18 protein-coding genes, 2 rRNA genes, 1 pseudogene, 1 riboswitch and 1 other annotated feature are annotated in these 23811 nt (G+C 30.0%); of the genes and pseudogenes, 1 reads left to right on the top strand and 20 read right to left on the bottom strand.

Going from position 1 to position 23811, the window contains the following annotated elements:
* Window positions 1–22: 22 nt before the first annotated feature.
* Together BUB33_RS11875 and BUB33_RS11870 are read right to left on the bottom strand one after the other, a co-directional pair.
* The gene (locus BUB33_RS11875; protein WP_072976645.1) at window positions 23–760 is read right to left on the bottom strand and encodes a SagB/ThcOx family dehydrogenase; all 738 of its coding nucleotides are present in this window, start codon (window positions 758–760) and stop codon (window positions 23–25) included.
* A 91-nt stretch (window positions 761–851) separates the two neighbouring features.
* A complete protein-coding gene (locus BUB33_RS11870; RefSeq protein WP_072976644.1) occupies window positions 852–1067 on the bottom strand; it encodes a hypothetical protein in 216 nt (71 codons plus the stop codon).
* Window positions 1068–1184: 117 nt separating this feature from the next.
* Here BUB33_RS11870 and sfsA point away from each other — a divergent pair, with 117 nt between their 5' ends.
* On the top strand, window positions 1185–1886 hold the full coding sequence (gene sfsA / locus BUB33_RS11865; protein ID WP_072976643.1) for a DNA/RNA nuclease SfsA: 702 nt from the start codon (window positions 1185–1187) through the stop codon (window positions 1884–1886).
* 98 nt (window positions 1887–1984) lie between these two features.
* Here sfsA and BUB33_RS11860 read toward each other — a convergent pair.
* The 18 genes and pseudogenes from BUB33_RS11860 to BUB33_RS11780 all read right to left on the bottom strand — a co-directional run.
* Window positions 1985–2689 (bottom strand): annotated as a pseudogene (locus BUB33_RS11860) (Nif3-like dinuclear metal center hexameric protein); the annotation flags it as partial.
* A gap of 190 nt (window positions 2690–2879) precedes the next feature.
* Window positions 2880–3044 (bottom strand): hypothetical protein, encoded by a 165-nt coding sequence (locus tag BUB33_RS16100; RefSeq protein WP_159429194.1) that lies wholly within the window; start codon window positions 3042–3044, stop codon window positions 2880–2882.
* Between the two features lie 162 nt (window positions 3045–3206).
* Entirely contained in the window at window positions 3207–4676 is a 1470-nt protein-coding gene (locus BUB33_RS11855) for an alanine/glycine:cation symporter family protein (RefSeq protein WP_072976641.1), read from the bottom strand.
* 215 nt (window positions 4677–4891) lie between these two features.
* On the bottom strand, window positions 4892–5731 hold the full coding sequence (locus BUB33_RS11850; protein WP_072976639.1) for a DNA-binding domain-containing protein: 840 nt from the start codon (window positions 5729–5731) through the stop codon (window positions 4892–4894).
* 2 nt (window positions 5732–5733) lie between these two features.
* Window positions 5734–7005 (bottom strand): ATP-binding protein, encoded by a 1272-nt coding sequence (locus BUB33_RS11845; protein WP_234950044.1) that lies wholly within the window; start codon window positions 7003–7005, stop codon window positions 5734–5736.
* A gap of 295 nt (window positions 7006–7300) precedes the next feature.
* Complete coding sequence (locus BUB33_RS11840; protein WP_072976637.1) at window positions 7301–8239, bottom strand: dipeptidase; 939 nt, start codon at window positions 8237–8239, stop codon at window positions 7301–7303.
* A gap of 110 nt (window positions 8240–8349) precedes the next feature.
* Window positions 8350–9162: an N-formylglutamate amidohydrolase gene (locus tag BUB33_RS11835; RefSeq protein WP_072976635.1), complete on the bottom strand. Its 813-nt coding sequence runs from the start codon at window positions 9160–9162 to the stop codon at window positions 8350–8352.
* 1181 nt (window positions 9163–10343) lie between these two features.
* Window positions 10344–11099, bottom strand: a complete 756-nt coding sequence (locus BUB33_RS11830) for an alpha/beta hydrolase (protein WP_072976633.1) — start codon at window positions 11097–11099, stop codon at window positions 10344–10346.
* A 330-nt stretch (window positions 11100–11429) separates the two neighbouring features.
* Window positions 11430–12245, bottom strand: a complete 816-nt coding sequence (locus tag BUB33_RS11825) for a GNAT family N-acetyltransferase (RefSeq protein WP_072976631.1) — start codon at window positions 12243–12245, stop codon at window positions 11430–11432.
* Between the two features lie 145 nt (window positions 12246–12390).
* Window positions 12391–15498 (bottom strand): isoleucine--tRNA ligase, encoded by a 3108-nt coding sequence (gene ileS / locus BUB33_RS11820; protein ID WP_200778212.1) that lies wholly within the window; start codon window positions 15496–15498, stop codon window positions 12391–12393.
* 231 nt (window positions 15499–15729) lie between these two features.
* Window positions 15730–15944 (bottom strand) — a binding site (T-box leader).
* A 50-nt stretch (window positions 15945–15994) separates the two neighbouring features.
* Window positions 15995–16771: an ABC transporter ATP-binding protein gene (locus BUB33_RS11815; RefSeq protein WP_072976626.1), complete on the bottom strand. Its 777-nt coding sequence runs from the start codon at window positions 16769–16771 to the stop codon at window positions 15995–15997.
* On the bottom strand, window positions 16771–17859 hold the full coding sequence (locus tag BUB33_RS11810; RefSeq protein ID WP_072976623.1) for a FecCD family ABC transporter permease: 1089 nt from the start codon (window positions 17857–17859) through the stop codon (window positions 16771–16773). The genes BUB33_RS11815 and BUB33_RS11810 overlap by 1 nt, the downstream gene beginning before the upstream one ends.
* A gap of 122 nt (window positions 17860–17981) precedes the next feature.
* Window positions 17982–18167: riboswitch (cobalamin riboswitch) on the bottom strand.
* Window positions 18168–18214: 47 nt separating this feature from the next.
* Window positions 18215–19504, bottom strand: a complete 1290-nt coding sequence (locus tag BUB33_RS11805; protein ID WP_072976621.1) for an NAD(P)H-dependent oxidoreductase — start codon at window positions 19502–19504, stop codon at window positions 18215–18217.
* Between the two features lie 17 nt (window positions 19505–19521).
* Entirely contained in the window at window positions 19522–20748 is a 1227-nt protein-coding gene (locus tag BUB33_RS11800; protein ID WP_072976619.1) for a BaiN/RdsA family NAD(P)/FAD-dependent oxidoreductase, read from the bottom strand.
* Window positions 20749–21006: 258 nt separating this feature from the next.
* On the bottom strand, window positions 21007–22266 hold the full coding sequence (locus tag BUB33_RS11795; protein ID WP_072976617.1) for a uracil-xanthine permease family protein: 1260 nt from the start codon (window positions 22264–22266) through the stop codon (window positions 21007–21009).
* A gap of 243 nt (window positions 22267–22509) precedes the next feature.
* Window positions 22510–23379 carry a radical SAM protein gene (locus BUB33_RS11790; RefSeq protein WP_072976615.1) on the bottom strand — a complete coding sequence of 290 codons (870 nt, stop codon included), beginning with the start codon at window positions 23377–23379 and terminating at the stop codon, window positions 22510–22512.
* Window positions 23380–23526: 147 nt separating this feature from the next.
* Window positions 23527–23643, bottom strand: a 5S ribosomal RNA gene (gene rrf / locus BUB33_RS11785).
* Window positions 23644–23674: 31 nt separating this feature from the next.
* A 23S ribosomal RNA gene (locus BUB33_RS11780) occupies window positions 23675–23811 on the bottom strand; the annotation flags it as partial.

Here is a 23811-nt window from a genome sequence, read left to right as displayed (position 1 = left end):
GAATAATAAAAAGCCTGAACTATTAAATTCTGCCTACTGGAGCCATATATACTACAAACTCATCTTCCCCATCTGCTTTTACCATGGCATCCATAAGATTTTGATCATATGCGGCTATAGCACAAGTACCTAATCCAAGTGCTTCACAAGCAATATATAATGCCTGACACACATGTCCAGCATCTATAAGCATCACCTTATGGGCAAGTTTATCATATCTCCATTCCCCTCTATAGGGTAAGCAAGACCAAATAAAGTTAACTGCTGCAGTTCCAGCGAATTTTTGTCCTAGAGTTCCGGATATTATTTTCTCCTCTATATCTTCTTCATATAAAAATAAAAGTTTGTGCTCTAGTGCAAGATATCTATAAACACCTTTTTTTAGTCCTTCTACATTTTGGACAGCTAAATATGTTTCAAAAGGATGTCTTGCCCCAGCTGATGGTACAGGTCTAACTGTTGCATAGTTATCTCCCCTTATTTCTTTTACACTTTGAGTTGCCCACAAAAGATAAGATAATTCACGTATTGTCAAAGCTTTTTTACTATATTCACGATTGGTCTTCCTATCTGATATACACTTATGTATATGTTGTTTTACTATGATATCTTGGTTTATACTAGGCAACTCAATTATTTCAAAATTATTGTCATATGGTTTTTGTAGTGGTGGTTGAGGTAATTGTTTTTCTTGATCTGACAATATATGCTCCGTAAAGCCAGATTTCATAAAATTTCTATTTTGTTTAAACCTTTCCATTGTAATCTCCTTTGCATAAATTAATTTATATACTACATTAAATATTCTACATTTTTTTGTCAAATCCTTCTTTTATTAAATATTTTAATCTTTATTTTTCTCTTTCTAAATAAGAAACTATAGCAAAGTATAAATTTCCTTCCTGATTATATTCTATATCTACAATTTCTAATATGTTTTCTTCATTTTCAGCTATCCACTCATTAACTTTTCCTTTAACTGTAGAACCATCTTCATAATCTACAATATACATATATTTCATTTCATTCACCTCTGATCTAATAGTTATAGATATTATATTAAACATATAAGCAGAAGTTTCCTCAACTTCTCATAAACTTCATTATTATTGAAAAATTGATATATATTTCTCCTAGTGATACAATAAATAATAAGTTAATTATTGTTATAAAAAGGAGAAATTATGGAATATAAAAAAATTATAGAAGGAATCTTTCTAAAAAGACCAAATAGATTTATTGCACAAGTACTTATAAATGAAAAAGAAGAAACAGTCCATGTGAAAAATACTGGAAGATGTAAAGAATTATTAATACCTGGAGCTAAAGTTATTTTAGAAGATTGCACTCATAACCTAAATAGAAAGACAAAATACTCAATTATATCTGTTTGGAAGGAGAATATGTTAGTTAATATAGATTCTCAAATCCCTAATGCAGTAGTTTACCATGCCCTTAAGGAAAATAAAATTAAAGGATTTAAAGATTTAACAAGATTAAAAAGAGAAGTTACCTTTGGAAGTTCTAGATATGATATATATTTTGAATCTAAGGAGCAAAAGGGTTTTATTGAAGTAAAAGGTGCAACATTAGAAAATAATCATATTTCCATGTTTCCAGATGCACCTACAGAAAGAGGAACTAAACATGTATTGGAAATGATTGAAGCAGTAAAACAAGGATATAAAGGAACTATATTCTTTCTAATACAGATGAAGGGACCAAAGCTTTTTAGATTAAATTGGCAAATGGATAGTAAATTCTCTGAAGCTGTTAAACTTGCAAGTGAAAATGGTGTTGAAATATTAGCTTATGATTCTATTATAAAAAATAATAGCATAGAAATAGGTAATCCTGTTAGAATAGACCTTAATTCTAAGTATTAATGCTGCAAAATGCTTCCCAACCATATCTCTATGGTTAGGAAGCATAAGCAATATAAGTAATCTCTTTAATTTATACTAAAAAGTCATATATACTTTAATTATCCCTTTATTAGACTATGAAACACCTCTAGATGTTCTTCATTTAGCTTAATTATCTCTATGTCTTTATACTTATCTTTTATTTTCATAGCAAGGCTTTCAATTCCAAATACTTCAGTAAAGGTATGGCTTCCTACTATTAAATTAATCCCTGCAAATTTGGCATATTCAATAGTATATAGCACCTTTTCACCTGTTATATACACATCACAATTTCGCTCAACTGCTTCCCGAACATCTGTAGTAAAACCTCCTCCTCCACAGACTAAACCAACTGTTCTTATTTTTCCATCCTTAAATTTCCATGATTGTACTGGCTCTTCTAATATATCCTCTAGTTTTTTAACCAATTCTTCAAATATTATTTCTTCTTTAAATTTTGCTACTCTCCCACAAAAGAATCCGTTCTCTTCATGAGTTCTTTCAATAATTTCTAATCCTAACTTTTCAATTAAAGAATTATTCGTTCCAAAATCACAGTCATCTAATGGCAGATGGTTAAAATAATGTGATATATTATATTCCAAAAGCTTTTCTTTGCAAGCCTTTTTCAGTCCATATACGAACTCCCAAGCATCATGGTGAGTTATTATTAAATCAACATGATTTTTTCTTGCCTCTTCTATGATATCAAGATTTAAGTTTGTACAATATCCAATTCTTTTTATATCATCTTTTCCTCTTACAGTAATTCCACTTTCTTCATAGAAATGTTCATTATCTTTAGTCGTAAATAGGTCATTGTTCTATTTCTGTTAATCTCATATTTTCCCTCCTTCTGTATGGGTAGTAATCTATTCTTGAGTTGACTTTCTTCTAACTCTACTATCCAAGTACTTACTATTTCTAATCCCCTATGTAGATCTGACTATTATTGTATATAATATAATTTAGTTAATACTGTATAACTTCATTTACTATGCAATCCACATTATAATTCTTAGTAACTTCAAAATCCATTTTCATTGTTTCAAGTTCAACCATTTCTATACTAGAGTAGTACCTCCCCATTAAAGTTTTATTATGCTGATTGTAACATTTAATTAATAACATGTCCATATATTACATTAAATCCCTAACTCTTTTCATAAAATATTTTTATTATAAAAATTTATATATCATCTATCTAATATATAGATACAAATAAGGTAGACAGCTTTAGCTATCTACCTTGACTGATTTGGGATTATCCCTGCGTGTCCTAATGTATCATAAAATTTATTATTTTAATAAAGTAGTACTCAATCCTTTTCTTAATATAGCTTTTCTATTATCTTTCTTTTTATCAAGATTCTGATATTCATATTCCCAGTGAAGTTCTCCTTTTAATACCTTTGAATCATAATCATCAAGTATGTTTTTAACTTCTTTAGATAATAAGAATAATGCTATGATATTTGGTACAGCCATTATTCCCATAGACATATCAGCAAGTTCCCATACAAATGTAGCATCTATTAGTGTACCAACTACTAAAGCCGTAAGCACTATACCTTTAAATCCATTGATAATAATTGAATTTGTATTTAATATATGTTTTACATTTGATTCAGCAAAGAAATACCATCCTACTATTGTAGTAAGTGAAAAAAATGATAAACATATTGATAAAAACATTCCTCCAAAGGTACCAAATCCAGCAGTAAAACCACTTTGTGTCATTACAGTTGCGTTTTGAGTCATTTCAACAGCTGATATGCTAGAATTATAGGCACCTGATGTAATATTTACCATAACTGTTGATAAACAAATTAAAAATGTTGATATGAATACTCCTATCATTGCTGTAAAACCTTGTTCAGCTGGATGCTTAGTGTCAGCAACTGCATGTGAATGTGGCGTTGAACCCATACCAGCTTCATTAGAAAAAAGTCCTCTTGCTAAACCAAACCTTACAGTTTGCTGAACAGTTATACCAAGTACACCTCCACCTATAGCCCCTGGTGAAAATGCTCCAATAAAAATACTTTTTAATGCTGGAATAAAACTACCAATATTCATTACAATAATAATTAAACTTCCTAATATATAAGCACCTGCCATAATTGGCACTACTGTTTCAGCAAAGGAAGCTATCCTTCCCATACCACCCATTAATATAAGTGCCACTACTATTGCAAGTCCAATAGTAACTGCTATTACTGGTACTCCGAAAGCATTGCTAACTGAGCCAGCTACTGAATTTGACTGTACCATGATACCAACTATACCCAATGCAATAATACATGATACAGAGAAAATTGTTGCTAATAACTTTGATTTTAAACCATTTTTTATATAATAAGCAGGTCCACCTACTAATACTCCATCTTTATTTTCTCTATACTTTTGTGCTAAAACTGATTCACTAAAAATTGTAGCCATCCCAAAGAATGCCGATATTAACATCCAAAATGCGGCTCCAGGACCTCCAGCTGCTATTGCTGTAGCTACACCTACTATATTTCCTGTACCAACTTGAGCTGCCACAGCTGTTGATAATGCTTGAAAAGGAGACATTTTCCCTTCCTCTACTGCCTCTTTTTTAACTATTCCTTCAATCATTTTCTTTAATGCGGGAAATAATCTTGTAAATTGTGGAAACTTAAGTCTTACAGTCATAAAAATTCCTACCCCTATAAGTCCAAATATTAATACATAATCCCATAGAATAGTATTTACAAAACTAACTACTGCTCTTACTGAATCCATTAATATAACCTCCTGTTTTCTTAAGTATTTTTGATATTCTTTTGACACTTACACACATATAAATTAGTCCTATAATTTATAAATTGATTATAACCTGCAATATTCAAATAGTTTTTGAAAGTTTCAAATTACAATAAAAATTTATGATTTTTTTGTAGTATTTTGTCAATAATAAAAAGCTATATAAGAGTTAAATTTAACTCTTATATAGCTTTTTATTGTCTTTTTCCATAATATACTATTCCATCTATGAATTTTTTTATATTCACCTTACCTCTTTTTTTACTTTTCCCTCTAATAAAATCCATTTCCATTTTTAGCTGCTCAAAATTATAAAGTCCATTTGAATATTCAGTAAATATCTCATTCATATAATCTTCTATTCCAATATTTGCAAGATTAACCATACCGATAGTAGCTGTTCTTCTAATTCTCTGCTCCATAGTCTTAGGATTATCTGTAAAGCGACTGCAGAGTTCTTTTATAGTATAATCCGCCATAGTTTTATTTGTATCAATTAAATATTTAGCTACATTTATAATATCTTGGCTACCAGATTGTCCAATAAGACCAATTCTTTGCATCACTGCTTTTACTCCTTCAATACCATCTATACTAGATTGTTCTCTTTTAACATTTTTAGTTTCATCAGAAAACAAACTCTGAATTTGAAATAATTTCTTGTTTATATTGATTTTTTCTGTAACTTTTTTAATTACAGTCTGTACTTCAATAGCATCAATGGGTTTTGAGATATAGTATTCTACTCCACTTTGATATGCTTTAGAAATCATATCCTTAGATGATACCTGTGAAATCATAATATATTGAGTATCAGAATTTTTTATCTTAGATTCTCTCACCAAACTAATTCCATCTTTACCAGGCATCAATAAATCAACTAATACTATATCTGGCTTCAATAATTGTATTTCTTCTAAAGCATCTAATCCATTATCACTTCTGCCTATTACATCTCCTAAGTTTTTATCCATTATTATTCTTTCCAAAATTCTAATAATATTCGGATCATCTTCCACTATATATATTCTCATTTTTAATCTTCCTCCAATACATTTCTCGGAATGTATATATGAAAACTAGTTCCATTTCCTAAAATAGAAGTAACACTTACTTTACCATTTAATTGTTCCTCTACTATATACTGAACTATACTAAGTCCAAGACCTCTATTAACCTCTCCTGTATTATAATTTATCTTAGTTGAAAATCCAGGTGAAAAAATATACTTTAGTCCTTCCTCATCTATACCTATGCCATTATCGGAGATTATAAAATAATGTTGATCTCTATCAAGCTTATGTCTTACACTAATTTTAGCTTCTTTCTGCATTTTGGGTATTGCATCCACAGCATTCATTATAAGATTTCGCAGCATGGACATAAGATAATAATGTTTGGAAGTATAGAAGTTTTCTCCTATAATAAACTCAAGATTTATATCTTTATCTAATCCTTTTATTTCTCTTTTCATAGTTTCAAAAAGTATGCTAACAATATCTTTAAAATCCATACCTTTATCCTTTAGTTCATTTTCTGTAATTTCTTTTATTCCACGTATTACTAGACCATTCTCTTTCTTTATCTCATGTACATCCCTAGCAATGTTTAATGCTTTATTTGCCCAACTTTCTCTATCTTCATTAAGATTGATTTTTTCAAATAACTCATATGACTCCGACATGACCGTTTCTATATGATCCATATTCTTTTCTATCCAGTACATTTCTGTTTTCAATTGAGATGTTAGCCATAATAACCTTTTATATCTATTTTCATGCTCTTCTTTCATTAAAAGCATTCTATAATATTTAAGAGTATTTAATACAAGCCAAACTATAGCAGAACGTACTATACTTACAAAAAATAATGTAGTCCCAACTTTCCATGGAGAAGGGGATGTATCTATTGTTGTTCTTACTAATACTTCTATAAGATTAGCACCAAAGTCACTAATAACCATAATAAAAAATATAAAATTTATATTGTTTTTATTTCCCTGATTTATTAGTAAACAATAAATAATAGAATAAAACGCATAAAACAATATTTCTAATTGATATGAAATTATTACACCCTTTACATCACCATTTGTTAAATAGTAAACCATTAACCTTAAGATATAAACCATTATTCCTGACAATATTCCAGTTTGAACTGGCTGTAGTTCATGATAGTAAAAAAGAAATGCTACAAAAAATATTATACCTGCTGAAACTCTAAAGTCACTATTTATTAAACCTATATTAACTTGTGATGCTAATGCAACTATAAAAGATACAAAAAACATCTTTTTATAATGCTTCAAATCAAGTCACCTCGTCTATTAGTATATATAAAACCTTATTTTATGTCTATAGTTATATAGATAATATAAGTATTACCACGTTTACTCTATTCTAAATATTGAGATAGATCATATTTGATCAACCATAGTTTTTCATTATTAATTTTGTAAATATAAGTTTGATTATTAAATACATTAACTGAATCATTTTCATACTTTCCTTTATCAATTTAATGAAAATAAACAGAAAAAATCAAGATTTCTTTATTTTCTTGATTTTTCCAATGAATCAAAATAATTGACTATTCATAATAGACTATAATACTTCTTTAATTACTCTTAATGCATTTTTGTAAAATATCTTATCTATTTCATCATCATGAAATTTATTATCTTTTAATGCAAATGCGAGCTTCTCTATTTCACCTATATTGTTTATTTCACAATTTGGGTGAGAACCATCATAGTCGGAACCTAATGCTATGACATCTATGCCTCCTACATTTCTAATATGTTTAATATGTCTTACCATGTCTTCTATTCTCGCATTCTCACTTTCACCTAAAAAATCCCTCTCAAAACAAATACCCATTATCCCACCTTTTTCTGCCAGAACTTTTATCATATCATCATCTAAATTTCTAAAATGTTCTTTCATGGCTCTAGAGTTTGAATGGGATGCAATAAATGGTTTTGAACTTAATCTTGATACATCGTAAAACCCTTTGTCTGAAAGGTGAGAAACGTCTATAAGTATACCTAATTTATTCATTTCATACACTACTTCTTCACCAAAACTAGTTAATCCTCTGCTTCTATATTCTTCTTTTATATTAGGAAACCCTATTTCATTTACTGAATTCCATGTAAGGGTTATTGCTCTTACTCCTAATCTATAGAAGTTCCTTAAATTATGTATTTGCCCTTTAATGGTGCCCCCTTCTTCTATGGTAAGAACAGCGGAAATTTTACCTTCACTATCATTTCTCATTATATCTTTATAATTAGTTGCTAAAGAAATAATATGTGAGTTTTTATCAATTTCTATATGAAATTTATCAATCATCTCAAGGCATCTTTCTAGGGGATTGATTTCTTCTTTGAAATCTACCCACATAGCAAAAAATTGAGCTAATGATTTAGCCTTTTTCAGTTTCTTAATATCTATACTTAAATCATTCTCATATAATCCTAATTCTTCTTTATCATCCATTAACTTTAATATTGTATCACAATGCATATCAATTGGTCTCATTTTTACACCTCTTTAAATTATTTGATTTTTTATTATGTAAAAATATATAATGCATCTATGTCTCAAAACATTTCCACTTAATTAGTGTTTTTTCAACAATTTATACTTAGTCAATCTTCAACAATCCTTACGATATTTTTGAAAACTCTGGTTAAACGTTCTTTTGTTTTATTAAATAATATATCATCTTTATAATATACTACTTCTTCTCCAAAGTATCTATCCTCTATATAGGTAGTATATCGTATCTCAATTTGTATAGCTTCAACATTTTCTATAGAACTATAATGAGATACTATATATCCTCCCTTAAGACCCTTTTCGTCAATCTTTACAGTGAAACCTTCATCAACAAAAGATTTATAGACATGATCCAAAAACTCATGTGAGCATGTACTTCGACCAGACGTCCCTAGTACAATATCTGCTGTAGATTGTGCATAAAAACTATGTAAATCAAATAAATATACTTTATTCCATTGTTTTAAACTACTATTTATTTCATTTAATAAGCAAGTATGATATGGTTCATAGAATTCTTTTATCCTATTTTCAACTACTTTACTTGGTAAAGAATTTTCATAAATATTTTTACCAAATGTAGTCTTATGATAAACTAAAGATTCTGTATAATCTCCTTCCATACTTTTTTTATTAATGTTTCTATTAACATCAATTATATATCTACTATAATTAGCTGATACCCTTGTAATATTTAGCTTATTTAAAAAATCATAAAGTTCATTTAAAAACCAATCATTATTTGTAAGTAATACATTTTGTATCATGATATTTTCCATTTCAGATGTAATACAAGATGATCCGTGGGGAATACTAGCTATTATAGGAGATAATATTTTTAGTCTTTCTATATTTACTGCTTCTATATTAACACTCCTCTCTATTGTAGTATTGTTAACCATATCATATAATTCGGTTCTTAGACTTATATTCTTTAGATTTTCTCAATAAACACAATTTTTTTATTTTATTATATTATACTATACTTTACAATCCTATAAAGCATATTGGTAATCTTTATCTTTTAATATTAATTGATTATCATTCTTCTTGAAATCTTTTAATGTACTGCCTAAAATATTTACCTATCTTTACAACCTCACCCATAACTATGTCTATCTTTTCTTCATCTAAAAAACAATTATCTTTTGTGATTTCTCTTTTGTCTGGAACAATGGATATCTCATCTTATAACCTCCCCTTACTTTAGCTATTGATTTTCCAAAGATATTATCTACCTTTTCAACTTCATTATTATCCTAATTCCTATTATTACTTAAAACAACATTTATCTCTTTGCATGTTTTTTCAATTAATATATAGATATCATCAATAGAATCTAATATTATTTCATTCTCTAAAAGCTCTGTTTCTAAATCTTTATAATGTATTTTAAACTTGTGGAAATCTGTTATTAAATTGTTGGACTGCGAATTTAATTTTCTTTTATTAAATCTTTCTTCCCAAATTTCTTCATTGCTACATATACATAATATTAAGATAAAATATCCTTTCTTACTTTTAACTCATCTTTTGAACTGCAATACCTGATCTATATCATGAAATCCAGCATCAACTATTATATCAATACCATTTGATAAATTTGTTCCAATAATTCTGTATAAAATATCATAGCAAGCTTTATTTCTTATTTCATAATTTTCTATGTAATGAGCTATCGAATCGTATACATCATCTTTCCGAACTACAGGAATGCTAACCTTGATGATAATGTAGTCTTTCCTACACCTGCTTTACCCCTAAATAAGATAACTTTAGCCATAAATATCTACCTTTCTGCCCTTTATATAATAAATTACTATCAAAGCTAATCCTCATTCTTTATTCAATAATTTGATGTATAGCATAAAAGTAACATGTAATTATTAAAATTATTCTTTATATAGCATCTTCAGTTCATTTATCATACCACTCAATAATTTATAAGATTGATTAACACCTTCAACGTAGCTTCTATACCAGTGTATTGTACTTATTGCCCTAAAATTGTACTCTAATGCACTCTTGCACAAATACATTGTTATAGGATGCTTTAGCCCACGAAAACTTATATCCCGCAATATTAACAAAGATGTTTTTTAAACCATTCCGTAGCTAATTTAACTACTATATCAAAATGTTCAAGGAAACTATGATTTGCTCCATCAATAACTTCTAATTTTGAGTCCTTTGAAAGTAATGACATTGCTGCTTTGGATCTTTCGTAGAGTAATTTTTCTTCTTCATCATTATTGCCATGAATTATTAGAACTGGACAATTAACATCTTTTAATAGCTCCCTCTGATTAATCAACTCAAAATCTTTTAGAATTCTTTCATCAATTATAGTCTTTTTTCGAAATTCTTCTGGCGTATACTGTATCAAATATCCCTTTTCCTCCAGTTCTTCCATTTGTTCTTTTGTAAAAAACTCATACCAGTTATACTTCATAGAATCAGTTGCAGCGCCTGATAAAACCATTGTTATTATTTCAGGAGTATAATTTTTCAAACAAATAAGAGTTCCAAGACTATGACCATACAGTGCAATTTTTTTATATCCTTTTAATTTTACAAATTGAATTGCAGACTTTAGATCATCTACTTCTTTTTCAACAGTCAGAATATCATCATCACTTTCTCCACAGCCACTAAAGTCAAAAAGTAAAACACTGTAACCTGATTCATTAAATGCCATAGCAAGCCTTTCAAAACGTCCCTTTGAATACTTGTTCGACATAAAGCCATGACACATTATAATTATTGATTCAGAAGTAGATGGGTATAGGTGCCCAACTAAGTTTAAGTTTCTTGAGTTTTTAAATCTAACTCGTTCCATCATCTTTCCCTCCTAGCAATTCAGCTTAAAACTTAAATCCTATATTAAGATATACTATAACAGTTCTAGTTGCCGACTCCTGCAAAGTATGAGCATGCATAGTGATTGGTAATATTTTGTTAAGTGCTACTGCAATCAACCCCCATTCTTTAGCACTATAAAACCTTTTCTCCCCTTTACTTCCTCACACACTTTCTTCCAATAATACTATTCTACAAATTTTCCTAAACTCCTTTTTTTATCATTAAATACTTTTTAGTGATAAAACAAGGCAAATAGTTTTCACCATTCCCCTTGTTTCATAAAAATATATAAATCTTTCCCCATTACTTAAACTTCAAAACTGACTTGATTTACTATTCCACATTCTACAAAGCCAATCTTCTTATATGTCTTATTTGAAGCTGGATTTAACAAATCCGTATAAAGCATTGGTATTTTATTCTCCTTATATATAATTTTACTTAGTTCACTAACCAATGCCCCTGCATATCCTTTTCTACGATGTGATGGGGAAGTATATACTTCATTTATTCTCCCATGTCTAGAAGAACGATGAGCAATATTAGCCATTGACACAATTTCATTACCATTTCTCCATACATAGAAATTATCACTGAGTATATAAGAGCTTGCGGCTTTAAATTGTTTATCCACTGTGGTGCTTATACCAAAGCAATCTCGTATAAAGCCTACAAAGAATTCAGATATAATATTCACATCATCCAAAGATGGTTTACCAATTGAGCCACTGATATTCATTGGAAATTTTATACTTGGACAATAATAGGATTCCATAGACATTGATATCTTCCAAGTTATATTCTTTCTCTTTGCAAAATTATCTGCCAAAATTTCGGCTATTTCTGGCTTTGCAATAAACTTTAAATTACTTTGTTTTTTAAATAAATTATAGAAACCATCTTCTAACTCTTTATATTCTTGTTCTTCTATATCTTTACTTGTCCATATCCATGCAGGGTACTGTGGTGAAGATTGTGCAATAATAATTTTTCCATTTTCGCTTTTAATCAAAATAGGATTCTCCGACTCCCTGATACGGTGCATCAAATTGAACCTAACTTCTTCTGTTATAAATGGTTTAGTGTCAAAAATATCTGAGAATTTATCAAATGGTATCAACATGGTAATTCCCCCTTTTTAAAAGCTTATATAAGTACACATTATCTTTTATGAAAACACTTAGAATTAAATTGCTTTTGAAAAATAAAAATTTCCTGTTAGTTATAAACAAGGTAGATAACTGCTGCTATCTACCTTGTTCTAATTTCTATTCTATTCTTTCCAGTCTTATTCCTGTCATTTGACCATTTAAATCTTGTTTTTCTATGTTTTCATCTGTTATTCTTTCTATTGATTTAGCTAGAGTTTCTGATTTGATAAACTCTTCAAATTCATCTATAGCTTTTTTGATTTCATCAGAACCATCATAGAATATATTGATATTATCTAGAACTTCATAGCCATTACTCTTTCTCATTTGTTGAATCTTAGATACAAACTCCCTTGCATAGCCTTCATTAATTAACTCAGGAGTTAGAGTTGTATCTAAAATTACAAATAGATTGTTTTCCATAGCTACATCAAAGCCTTCTTTAGATTCTATAGTAACCAATACATAGTCTTTTTCTATTTCTGTATCTTCTCCATCTAGATTTAGAACTATTTTTTCACCTGCTTCTAATCTTTCAACAGTATCACGGGCATTTAATTCATTTAATGCTTTACCAAATGATTTAATCTTCTTTCCAAGTATTGAACCTGCTACTTTAAAATTTGGTTTTAAGGAGTAGTTCATAAATTGAGATAAATCCTTTTCAAATACTACTTCTTTAACATTTAACTCTTCCATAATTAATGGCACTAAGTCTTTTATTTGTTCTTCATATTTCCCGTCTATTACTACTTCTTTAAGTGGTTGTCGTACTTTTATCTTTACTGATTCACGAGATGCACGACCAAGTCCCACTAAATTTCTTACTAAATCCATCTTTTCTTCTATTTTTTTATCTATCAATTCTTCATTTACCTTTGGATAGTATGCTAAATGTACTGATTCATCTCCTGTCAACTTTTGATATATTTCCTCGGAAATAAATGGTACAAATGGAGCTACCATTTTACATAATCCTACAAGTATTTCATAAGTTGTATTATATACAGCTTTCTTGTCATCATCTAATTCTGTTGACCAAAATCTTCTTCTATTCCTTCTAATATACCAATTAGATAAATCTTCTATTACAAACTCTTGGATTGCCCTAACTACTTTTGTTAATTCAAATACATCCATATCTTTATTGCAATCTTTAACTAATGTATTATATTTTGAAAGTATCCATCTGTCAATTTCTGGTCTATCTTTATATTCGATAAAGAATTCTCTTGGGTCTATACCATCTGTATTTGCATATAATGAGAAGAAATTATATACATTTCTTATAGATCTAAAGAATTTACTTTCTACTTCCCTTAGTCCATCTTCATCAAATTTTGTTGGAACCCATGGTGGAGATACATAAATTAAATACCATCTTAAAACATCTGCGCCATATTTATCAAACAGTTCAAAAGGATCTACTGTATTTCCTCTAGACTTAGACATTTTCTTCCCATCCTTGTCTAGTATTAAATCGTTTACTAATACATTCTTATACGGTGATTTTCCTGTTACAAATGTTGATATTGCAATAAGGGAATAGAACCAACCTCTAGTTTGGTCAATTCCTTCATTTATAAAATCAGCGGGGAAAAGTTCATCAAAGAAAATGTCTTTATTTTCAAATGGATAATGGTGTTGTGCAAATGGCATAGCTCCACTATCAAACCATACGTCGATTACATCTTTTTCCCTAGTCATAGTACCATTACATTTATCACATTTTAAATGTATTTCATCAACATATGGTCTATGAAGTTCTACATTTTCATCTATATCTTCTATTGCCCTTTCAACCAGTTCTTGCCTAGAGCCAACACTATCTACATGACCACAATCACTACATCTCCATATAGGAAGTGGTGTCCCCCAATATCTACTTCTAGATATTGCCCAATCATTAATATTTTCTAACCAATTTCCAAATCTCTTCTCACCTACAAATGATGGGAACCAATTTACTCCATTATTATTTTCTACAAGTTTATCTTTTAACTTTGTCATTTCAATATACCAAGATGGTTTTGCATAATATAATAATGGTGTTTTACATCTCCAGCAATGGGGATAGTTGTGAGCTACCTTTTCTTTTTTATATAGTTTTCCTTCTTCTTTTAACCATTTTATAATATCCAAGTCAGCATCCATTACAAATTTACCTTCCCAAGGAGTTTGGGTAAACTTTCCATCTTCTGATACTGGTTGAATAACTGGTAAACCATATCTTACCCCAGTATTATAGTCATCCTCACCAAAGGCTGGTGCAGTATGAACTATCCCTGTTCCATCTTCAGTAGTTACATAATCAGCACAAGTTACAAAAAATGCTTTTCCTTCTACATTTATAAATGGAATTAGTTGCTCATAAGGAGTAAATTCTAAATCTTTACCCTTCATTTCCTCCAATACTTCATAATCTTCTCCTAATACTTTATCCGCTAAAACCTTTCCTACATAATATATCTCATCATTTTGCTTGACTTTTAAATATGTTTCTGATGCATTTACTGTTAGAGAAACATTAGATGGAAGTGTCCATGGAGTTGTTGTCCAAGCTAAGAAATACTCATTTTTATCTTTAAGTTTAAATTTTGCCACTACTGTATCTGTCTTTATTTCTTCATATCCTTGTGCAACCTCATGAGATGCTAATCCTGTACCACATCTTGAACAGTATGGTAATATTTTATGTCCTTCATATATATAACCTTCTTTAAAAAATTTATTTAATATCCACCATACGGATTCAATATAATCATTATCTAAAGTTATATATGGATTATTCAAATCAATTAGATATGCCATTCTTTCTGTCATATCTCTCCAAAGTTTCTCATATTGAAAAACCGAATCTTTACATTGCTTATTAAAGGATTCTATACCATAGGACTCAATATCATGTTTGTTTTTTAAATTTAATTTCTTTTCTACTTCAATTTCTACAGGAAGTCCATGAGTGTCCCAACCTGCTTTTCTCTTTACTTGGTATCCTTGCATAGTTTTATATCTACATGTTAAGTCCTTTAATGTTCTAGCCATTACATGGTGTATTCCAGGCTTCCCATTTGCTGTGGGAGGCCCCTCATAAAATATATATGGTTTCTTTTTATCCCTTGAAGTAACTGACTTATGAAGTAAATCTATCTCTTGCCAATACTTATTAATATTATGCTCTCTAACCTTTACAGGTTCACTTGATAGTTCATTAAACCTTTTCAATTTTTTCATCCTTTCATTATAAAATCACAACAATATGGAAGCACAAATTCATTTGCTCATTATCATTCTCATGAATTTGGCGTTCGTTGTGTTAGGTCATTTCCCGCAGTTTCGCAACTCAAATCTATTTACTCGCTACGCTCGCATAGATTTGGTGCTCATTGCGTTTGACCTACATCAAACTCACTACCGTTCGTTGTGTTAGGTCATAAAAAATCCCTAAGTCTTTGACTTAGGGACGAAATTTCCGCGGTACCACCCAAATTACAAAAAGTAAAAATACTTCTTGTCACTTAATAAGTATAACGTCTTCACGTAATACCCTACTCTGTTCAGGTATTATGCTCAAAGGTGATCTTCACAAAACTATTTATGATAATCTCACACCAAATGATTATCTCTCTTTAATAAACTTATTTTGCTACTATCCTTATCAAAGCATATATTTTCACTTGTATATTAATATACTCAATACTGAGCCATCTGTCAAGAGAAATTATTTCTTTAAATAAAAGGGCTTATACATTATATTTATCCTATTAGTTTCTTGTTCTATAGATACCTTTGAATCTACATCGTATAACTCTTTTATTAATTTTTCAGTTATAACCTCTCTTGGTGTTCCATAATTGACTACTTTACCATCCTTCATAGCGTATATCTTGTCACAATATAAGGCAGCTATATTCAAATCATGGATAGCCGATATAATTGTGATATTGAGAGATTTTGCTATAGACATAAATTGTAGCTGATATTTTATATCTAAGTGATTTGTAGGCTCATCTAAAATTAAGCATCTAGTTTTTTGAGCTAAGGCTCTAGCTAAAATTATCCTCTGTTTTTCTCCACCAGATAAGCTATTATATTTTCTATCTATAAAATCCTGCATCTCTACTTTCCTTAGGCAATCCAAAGCTATTTCATAGTCCTCTAGATTATCTTTTTCTAGGAATCTCTTATGGGGTGTTCTGCCTATTAAAACCATATCCAACACTGAAAAGTCAAAGTCATGATCATTATGTTGCGAAACTACTGCAATATCTTTTGCAGTTTCTTTTAGTGGAAGTTCATGTATATTTTTATTATCTATTAATATAGTTCCCCCTTTAGGTTTCAATATACGATAAAAGGTTCTCAGTAAAGTGCTTTTACCACATCCATTAGGTCCAATTATCCCAACAAATTCTTTATTACTTATATACATATCTAAATCTTTTAATATTTGCTTGCCACCTAAAAATACATTTAATCCTTTAGAGTTAAGTTCCACTATCTCTTACCCCCAAAACCATATGACTTATTAATAATTAAATAAATAAAAGTTGGAGCTCCTATCATAGATATAATGATACCTATTGGCAACTCACTACCTGGTATTATTGTCCTAGTTAAAATATCAGCCCATATTAAAAATATTGATCCTATTAAAGCAGTAATTAAAATATTCTTTTTGTGGTCTGTTCCAAATAATATTCTAACAATATGCGGAATAATAAGCCCTACAAATCCAATAATTCCTGATGAATATACTGTCAACCCTATAACTAAGGATATTATAATTAAGTACGCAAGTCGATATCTATGTAAATCTTTTCCCAATGTAATAGAAACCTCATCACCAAGAAGCATTAGATTTAATGTCCTATACTGGGTCATAAAAAAAATAGTAGCAAGTATTACTATAGGCAATATCAATCTTATGTCCTCCCACTTAACTCCTGCAAGACTACCCATTAACCAATAGCTAATAGTTTTTATGCCTTCCTTATTCTTAGAAAAATATATTATAAAACTAGAAAAAGCCGAACATAATGTATTAAGAGACATACCCGATAATAATAGTTTTGTTGAGTTAGATCTTCCATTGACATTAGCCATAATCATTACCAGTATAGATATAGTAAAGGCTCCTATAAAAGCACATATTCCAACATAATTAGGCCCAAGAAAAATACCTACTCCTAACATAATAGCTAAAGTTGCACCTAAAGATGCACCAGAAGATATGCCTAAAATATAAGGATCTGCCAATGGGTTTTTGACTATAGCCTGCATCACTATTCCCGATATAGATAAACCCATACCAATGCAAATAGACAATATAATTCGTGGAAGTCTTATAAACCATATAATATCTATTATAGCATTGCTAGGAAGTTCATTTTGGTTTCCTATAGAGAATATCTTAAAATTTATAATCTTATATATATCTTTTATGGAAATATGAACTGAACCCATAGCTATAGATAACAACATAGAAAATATTAATACTATAAAAAGCATAGTAGAAACACCTATATAAACAGGCAGCCCTTTAAATAATCCTTGTTTAACTTCCTTCCCAAAATCATTTTTCATATCCAATTACTCATTTCCATATTTTTTCCTCCTGCTAATTCAAAAAACAACCCTTTAACTAGATAGTAATAGGGTTGTTTATAAACAGATAATTTTGACCTACTCTTTATCTTCCGTAAAGTCATAGTAATTAAAAATAGGCAGGTATTCTGACTTAAGCATTAGCATCTTTTCCACCTTCCCAGTTTCCCAGTGGTATATGGAAAAGACTACACTATCACAGCGGCGGGACCGTGTGGGATTTATACCCATCTTCCCTTTTAATCTATGGACCAACAGTCCGTAGAACCTATTTTTGATTATTAAATTACAGTCATCATGTTACCATGTATATTAGTTTATGTCAAACTTAGAGTTATATTTCTTCCTGCATCTTCCTTAATTTATATATATCTGTAGATGTATCTAATTCCACCATGTCATAAGTAATAAATTCACCTTTTTTAATATCTTTCTTAACTATTGCATTGTCATTTATAAGACCTATTGGTACTAAGTTTTCTTTTTTTGCTACTTCGTATATGTCTATACTTCCCAGTACTGTATATTCACCTATGCCATCTAGACTTTCACCTTTCTTTAAGTCTTTTTTAGCCATTGTAATTACTTCGGCTACTGGTCTGTCATAAATAGGTGCAATTGTAGCCTCATTATAAAAATAAGCCTTTGCTATTGATATTGGTGTTTCTAAACTCGTTAAATGATATGGTCTATAAAGTACATAATTTGGTCCCGATCCCATCTTTAAAAACTGCATTTCATGATGAACTTGGGGAAGTGATGTAGTTACAATGACAAATACTCCTGGAGCTATACCATGGGCATAATCTACTATTTTATATTTGTTTAATATTCCCCCATGTTCTTTAAGACTATATATCTTTGGTAAATTATTTACTTCAGTTGTTGGTCCATAACCTCCTCGTATATCTGGTATAAATCCTGTAGCATTTGCCATTGCTGCCATTTCCACCATAGTATTAGTTCCATCTATAAAGGAAGCTAGTCTAAGAGGTTTAAGTTTTGATTTTAATGCCTTTTCTTTTACAGTATCAGGAGTTGCATCATAATCTATTGGATTATTTTTCCCTTTACCAATTGCTAATACTTCAAATCCAGTGGCTTCTGCAAAATCAAAGATTTCTTTAACTGCACCTGGCTCATCTCCTGCTGTACCTGTATATACTACTCCTGCTTTTTTAGCCATTTTATTGAGTATAGGCCCTACTACTACATCTGCTTCAACATTTAACATTATAGTATGCTTTCTATTTTTTATTGCATCCATTGCTATCTTTGCACCTGCATTTGGCACACCTGTAGCATCTACTACTACATCAACTAAATTTGCCTTAGTAGCATACTCCGTTATATCTGTTACAACATATTTATTATTTTCCATAGCAATATTAATATCATCAAGGGTTTTAGCTATTAAAATATCTCCCTTAGATACACCTGCTAAAGTATAGGCCTCTACGGCATCAGATATTTGATTGCTAACAACTAAAGAAGGTTCCATACCTTTTACTAACATCATTTGGCTTACCATTCCCTTGCCCATAAGTCCTGCACCAACTATTGATACTTTTATATGCTTATTATTCTCATGTAGTTCTTTCAATTTATTATTTAAATTTAGCATTTAGTTTCCTCACTTTCTTAGTTCTTAGCTGCATTTAGTCCTGCAATATAGCCTGATGACCAAGCCCATTGAAGATTAAATCCTCCACAATCTCCATCTATATCTAACAATTCCCCTACTATATATAGTCCTTTAACAATTTTTGATTCCATAGTTTTATTATCTACTTCCGCAGTATTTACACCACCTGCTGTTACTTGAGCATTTCCCCAAGACTGAGATCCTATAACTTTAAAACTCCAAGAAGTAAGTATTTCTGAAAGCTTTCTCATCTCATCTTTAGACAAAGATGCTGCATTTTTATTCTTATCTATATTTGTTTCCTTAAGTAGGGGAATAATAAGTTTTTTATTTATTAGTCCTATTAGAGCGATTTCTATAGTTTTATTTGGCATAAGTTTAAATCTATTTACTAAGTATTCCAATAATTCTTCTTGGGTTTTAGTATGAATTATAGATACTCTTAACTCTACATTTTTTTCTTTATTCATATAATCTAAAGCAGTTCTACTCAATTGAAGTACTGGTGGTCCTGAAATACCATAGGAAGTAAAAAGAATATCCCCACTATCTTCTAATATTAACTTATTATCTATATATATCCCTGCTACTCCAAGAAATTTTACTCCATCTAATGCTCTAAGAAATTTACTCTCCAGTTTCAATTGTACTAAACCAGGAAATATCTCTGTAATTGTATGCCCTAGTTTCTTACATAGATTATATCCATTACCGTCAGAACCACTAGATGGTAATGCCATACCACCTGTTGCTATAATTACCCTATCCCCTTCAAATATTCGTTTATCTTTAAGTGTTACAGTAAATTGATTTTTCTTTTTTATCTCAAATACTTGGGCTTCCGTAATTAATTCAATTCCTTGAGTTTCTATTTCATATCTCAGTACATCTAACATAGATGAAGCTTGAAAAGACAAAGGAAAAACCTTTCCATTATCTTCTACGGCTGGTGTTATACCTAAGCTTTCAAAAAATTCTATAGTTCTTTCTACATCAAACTCAGATAATGCACTGTATGCAAACTTTGGATTGTTTCCATGATAATTATTTATATTTAAGTTTTTATTTGTATAATTACATCTTCCATTTCCTGTGGCTAAAAGTTTTTTTCCTACTCTATCATTTTTTTCCAGTATTAAAGCATCTCCACCATTTCTCTTTACAGATAAAGCCGCCATCATTCCTGCTGCTCCACCACCAATAATTATTATTTTCTTACTCATAGAAAAACTCCTTTTTCAAATTTACTCTGTTATCTATTTTATACTTTATTAGTGATTTTGTCTATTTTAACAAAATAGTTTCATTAAAAATTTCTTATATAATATTCATTTTAAACTATCTGAATAAGATAGAAAAATTATTTGTCACCTCAGTAAATATCTTTTTAAACTCATATAGGAAAGATTCTAAACTAAAAAAATTCCTCTCTTATTTTAGAGAGGAATTTTTATAAATTTTAATATATAATATATTAAATTCTATTTTCTATTCAATACTGCATTAATTATTATACCAATTAATGCTGCAAAACTTAGTCCTGCAATCTTTACATTTTCATTTATTGGAATTCCTATTGTAATTCCTAATTTTTTAGATAAATACTCTCCGCCTAAGCCTAAAGTAAGTATTGTTCCCATTACAATAATATTTTTCCAGTTAAATTTAACTTCTTGATTTCTTATAGTCTTTACTCCTATTAAGGATATCATACTAAATAGCATCAAAGAAATCCCACCCATTACAGAAGTTGGTATAGTCGATAAGGAAGCTCCTATTTTAGCTATAAAAGCTAACCCTACTGCAAATACTGCCGCAAGTCTTAAAATCGATGGGTCATAATTTTTAGTTATGGCAAGTACCCCTGTATTTTCTCCGTAAGTTGTATTTGCTGGACCACCTATTAAAGTAGCTACTGTAGTAGCTAATCCATCTCCCAATAACGTCCTATTTAGACCTGGATCTTCTATAAAGTTTTTACCTACCACTTGGCCATTAGTAGTTATATCTCCTAAATGTTCCATAAATACTGCCAGTACCACTGGTGCAATAATTGCTATAGCACCTAAATCAAATTTAGGTAATCTAAAACTTGGCATTGCTAGTATAGATGCTTTATGAATTGCTCCTGTATTTACTATTCCTATTTTATATGAAACTGTATATCCAACTATAACTGCTATTAAAATTGCTAATTGTTTTATAAATCCTTTTCCTTTAAAATTTATAGTCAACGCTGTTCCTAATGTTATAGCAGCTATAAAAAGATTTTCCTTTGCCATACCAAAAGCCACTGGTAACATATTCATACCTATTACTATAATCATAGGTCCTACTACTTGAGGAGCAAGATATCTTTGTATTCTTTCTACACCTATTTTCTTTATTAAGAAAGATACAAGGATATAGATTAATCCTGCTACAACCATTCCTCCTTGAGCATAAGATAAATCTCCATTATAAAGTTCTTTTACGGTTAAAATCACTGGAATAAATGCGAAGGATGAGCCTAAGAATACGGGAACTTTTCCCTTTGTACAAGCATGAAATATAAGTGTACCGATACCTGCTGAGAATAGAGCTATTGATGGGTCTAATCCTGTTATTATAGGAACTAAAACTGTTGCCCCAAACATAGCTATAAGATGTTGAAGTGCTAATATTACCTTTTTTGAATTACCTAATAATGACATTTCTTCGCCTGTTGAAGTAACAGACTTCTTAATTACGTTATCAACCATTTATTTTCTCTCCTTTCCAGCCTCACAGGACTGATTTAAAAGTTTTTATGACCTAACTTAGTTCCCAAATAAACTTTAGTAGACTCAACTCAATAAGCTAGGTAATTTTTCCTTCAGCTATTATATCATTGTTTGATTAATTATACAATGTTTTTTTATAGAAATATTTCCATAAAAAATACATCCAAATAGATAATCTAATTTTTAATTAATTAGACTGTCTACTTTGGAAGTATCGTATCACTATAGTCTTCTAAATAAATCTTTTTCATCTAAATTAGCTATCTTCAATCCTTCTTCTATCTGAGATAGGATTATATCTTTATCCTTAGGCAAAGTTCCTTTTAATGCTACATAATTAGAAGCGTGGTTAGACCTAAAAATACAATTTTCTACAGTAATATTTTCGACCATTTTTTTAGTTTCTAGAAGAACTTCTTTAGGAGTTAAGAGGGTAAATTGCCCATTTTTTACATCCTCATACAGAGGGGTATTTTCCTCAACTAACAAAGTAAGAAGTCCTACATAATTAGGATTTATCTCATTAATTATTTTAGCAGACTCTACTGCATGTTCATAGGAGTCCTTCTGTCCTCCTATTCCAGAAATAAGGGTTATGGAAAGTTCTATACCTGATTTAACTACCATTTTCCCTGCCCTAACCATCTCTTCTCTAGTAACACCTTTTTTGATATCTTTTAATATTTTATCTGACCCGGATTCTACCCCAAGATATATAATTCCCAATCCTAAAGATTTTAGTTTATCTAATTCTTCATTAGTTTTAGATAATATGGCTCTAGGAGAACCGTATATTCCTACTCGTTCACATTCTGGAAAAAACTCTTTAACAAAAGAAAAAATCTTTACTAATTCTTTAGTCTTTATTGCTAGTGCATCTCCATCTGCAATAAAAATCCTTTTCACATATTTATATTTTTCCCTTGCTATTTTAAAATCCTCTATTATTTCATCTGTATTTCTAATCCTAAATTTTTTATCCTTATACATAGAACAAAATGTACACTTATTGTGAGTACATCCTATAGTAGCTTGAACTATTAGACTATAGGCTTCGCTAGGTGGTCTATATAATGAACCTTCATATCTCATACTATCACCTCATATCGTAAATTTATAACGTCTCGCAACTCAAATTCATTTACTTACTAGGATGGTATATATTAATCTCTGTTAAGTTAGGTTATAAAAAAGCCCTACTACGACCAACGTAATAGAGCTTTTTATTAATTTTATGTAGCCTGGCAACTTCCTACTCTCCCAGGTCGTTACCACCCAAGTACCATCGGCGTTAAGATGCTTAACTTCTGTGTTCGGTATGGGTACAGGTGTGTCCATCTTGCTATCGTCACCAGACGAAAACTACTTTTGCATTTTAAACATGTTTTAGGTCAAGTCCTCGACTTATTAGTATCTCTTAGCTTAAAGTATTGCTACTCTTACACCTGAGACCTATCTACCAAGTGGTCTTCTTGGAGTCTTACCTTTAAAAGTGGGAAATCTCATCTTGAGGGGGGCTTCGTG

The sequence above is a fragment of the Tissierella praeacuta DSM 18095 genome, assembly GCF_900128955.1.
In the GTDB taxonomy this organism is placed as follows: Bacteria; Bacillota; Clostridia; order Tissierellales; family Tissierellaceae; genus Tissierella; species Tissierella praeacuta.
Note: the sequence above shows the minus strand (reverse complement) of the source record. Positions and strands in the feature narration are given on the sequence as shown.

Bases quoted from the DNA above. Each gene is read 5' to 3' on its own strand.
- BUB33_RS11875 (WP_072976645.1), bottom strand. From the start codon at position 760: ATGGAAAGGTTTAAACAAAATAGAAATTTTATGAAATCTGGCTTTACG.
- BUB33_RS11870 (WP_072976644.1), bottom strand. From the start codon at position 1,067: ATGTTTAATATAATATCTATAACTATTAGATCAGAGGTGAATGAAATG.
- sfsA (WP_072976643.1), top strand. From the start codon at position 1,185: ATGGAATATAAAAAAATTATAGAAGGAATCTTTCTAAAAAGACCAAAT.
- BUB33_RS16100 (WP_159429194.1), bottom strand. From the start codon at position 3,044: ATGGACATGTTATTAATTAAATGTTACAATCAGCATAATAAAACTTTA.
- BUB33_RS11855 (WP_072976641.1), bottom strand. From the start codon at position 4,676: ATGGATTCAGTAAGAGCAGTAGTTAGTTTTGTAAATACTATTCTATGG.
- BUB33_RS11850 (WP_072976639.1), bottom strand. From the start codon at position 5,731: ATGAGAATATATATAGTGGAAGATGATCCGAATATTATTAGAATTTTG.
- BUB33_RS11840 (WP_072976637.1), bottom strand. From the start codon at position 8,239: ATGAGACCAATTGATATGCATTGTGATACAATATTAAAGTTAATGGAT.
- BUB33_RS11835 (WP_072976635.1), bottom strand. From the start codon at position 9,162: ATGGTTAACAATACTACAATAGAGAGGAGTGTTAATATAGAAGCAGTA.
- BUB33_RS11830 (WP_072976633.1), bottom strand. From the start codon at position 11,099: ATGGAACGAGTTAGATTTAAAAACTCAAGAAACTTAAACTTAGTTGGG.
- BUB33_RS11825 (WP_072976631.1), bottom strand. From the start codon at position 12,245: ATGTTGATACCATTTGATAAATTCTCAGATATTTTTGACACTAAACCA.
- BUB33_RS11810 (WP_072976623.1), bottom strand. From the start codon at position 17,859: ATGAAAAATGATTTTGGGAAGGAAGTTAAACAAGGATTATTTAAAGGG.
- BUB33_RS11805 (WP_072976621.1), bottom strand. From the start codon at position 19,504: ATGCTAAATTTAAATAATAAATTGAAAGAACTACATGAGAATAATAAG.
- BUB33_RS11800 (WP_072976619.1), bottom strand. From the start codon at position 20,748: ATGAGTAAGAAAATAATAATTATTGGTGGTGGAGCAGCAGGAATGATG.
- BUB33_RS11795 (WP_072976617.1), bottom strand. From the start codon at position 22,266: ATGGTTGATAACGTAATTAAGAAGTCTGTTACTTCAACAGGCGAAGAA.
- BUB33_RS11790 (WP_072976615.1), bottom strand. From the start codon at position 23,379: ATGAGATATGAAGGTTCATTATATAGACCACCTAGCGAAGCCTATAGT.